A 1,662-nucleotide genomic window follows, 5' to 3' on the forward strand; every position below is an offset into this window, starting at 1 on the left:
GTCAATGTCCATCCTGTGATTTTGATTGTTTTTTGTGACATAATTTTAATTTTTAAATTCTGATGCAAAATTCAGAATAAATACTATACCTTTGTAATCTGTTACAAAAAGGATAGTACTTACAAAAAGAATAGTATATGGTAAAACACACGGTAGAAAGTTGCTCAAAAGCCAAAATGGCTATCAGAGATACGTTAGATGTAGTAGGTGGAAAATGGAAGCTGGTATTGATTTCGGTTTTACGAAGCGGAAAAAAAGGGTTTAATGAGTTGTCAAGAGAAGCAGGGATTTCTCCACGCATTTTATCAAAAGAATTACAGGAACTGGAAATGAACGGATTGGTCAGCCGAAAAGTCTGCGATACCAAACCTGTTACGGTGCAGTATGAATTGACACCTTATAGTGGAACGTTAAGCGAAGTCCTGTCTGCTATGGAAAAATGGGGTTATCAGCATAGGAACAAAATTGTTCAGGGGGTTGAGTAATTGTCAAACTGGCTTATGGTTGTCTTTCTGCAGTGGTTTGGTAGCATTGCACATAACGGGAAACGCATTGGCGAAGTGGCGGATAAATTGGACGAAAAGTTCAATTTAGCAGTAACGTAGCCGATGTGTTTCCACAGAAGCTAAATTATTAAAAAAAGCTGAATGTGGAACACATTCGGCGGAATTAAATGCAGAAAAGTTGAAGTTTGTACTTAACCCGCCATTTTGCCAATGCGATGTTAGCTACAGTTTTTATTTTTCATAAAATTCTCGGATTTCTATATTACCATTATTTCTCTCTCTTAATTCTTTTATCAAATAATAGCGATGTAAAAAGCCTGTCAGCACCACAATTTTTCTGTTTGGATATTTTTCTGCAATATCATAAATATTCTTTGCCATTGTTTGGTTTCTTAAATTCCAAAAGTCGGACATTAGTTTGAATCCATCTTTGTAACTTATTTTCTCTCCATTGGGTTTCACAACGTAGTTTTTCACAAATTCAGGTCTCTCATTTGTTATTTTTAGTAATTCTTGGTATTGAAAATATTGCCTTTTTTCAGCAATACTGTCGGTTTTACTATTATTAAAATTTTCGGGTGATAGTTCCGCTATTTTTATTAAACTGTCTGTTATATTTTTGAATGTTTCGTATATGTTAGCGTGTTGTCTGGTAAGCTTTTTTGCATTATACAAGCTGTCTATTAGTTTCACAGTTAAGTTGTCAGTAGGAACCATTCCTTTTTCTTTTCTATATTTATTTCTTCCTTCAAAGTCAAATGAAAATCTCAAAGTCTGAGAAAATTTTTTGAGATAGAGATTACTCGCTATTATTTCATTTCCTTTTATATCCTTATTTGTCTCATAATCTTTCATTCCCTCACTATCTACTTCGTGAAGTATAATATCAGGTTTAATATTGTCGAGAATTTGGAATAGGATAGTAGGGTTATAGTTTGGAACACTATCGTGTATATTTCCAATTATATAAATTTGAGTTTTTGTTTGTTGTGCTAAACAAATATTTGATATTATGAATGAAAATATAATTGTCAGTGTCTGTTTCATAAAATTGTAGCTAACTAGTAAATACACGCAACTCTCTCTGTTAATTGTGTTTTGTAGAGAATTGTTAATCAATGTATTGACTTGGTTTTCTGTATTGCGGATTTTATTA

At 32.7% G+C, this 1,662-nt stretch carries 2 protein-coding genes; one reads left to right on the forward strand and one right to left on the reverse strand.

What is annotated here, in order from left to right; genetic code table 11:
- Positions 1-137 precede the first annotated feature (137 nt).
- The gene (locus BM030_RS19535; RefSeq protein WP_090975274.1) at positions 138-485 is read left to right on the forward strand and encodes a winged helix-turn-helix transcriptional regulator; all 348 of its coding nucleotides are present in this window, start codon (positions 138-140) and stop codon (positions 483-485) included.
- Between the two features lie 252 nt (positions 486-737).
- Here the strand turns inward: BM030_RS19535 and BM030_RS19540 are convergent.
- Positions 738-1,662 (reverse strand): hypothetical protein (locus tag BM030_RS19540; protein WP_244519052.1); only part of this gene is annotated, 925 nt, incomplete at its 5' end.

It is taken from the genome of Parapedobacter composti, from assembly GCF_900112315.1.
Classification (GTDB): Bacteria; Bacteroidota; Bacteroidia; order Sphingobacteriales; family Sphingobacteriaceae; genus Parapedobacter; species Parapedobacter composti.

What these genes read in the sequence shown, in the direction of transcription:
- BM030_RS19535 (WP_090975274.1), top strand. Translation starts at nt 138, where the DNA reads ATGGTAAAACACACGGTAGAAAGTTGCTCAAAAGCCAAAATGGCTATC.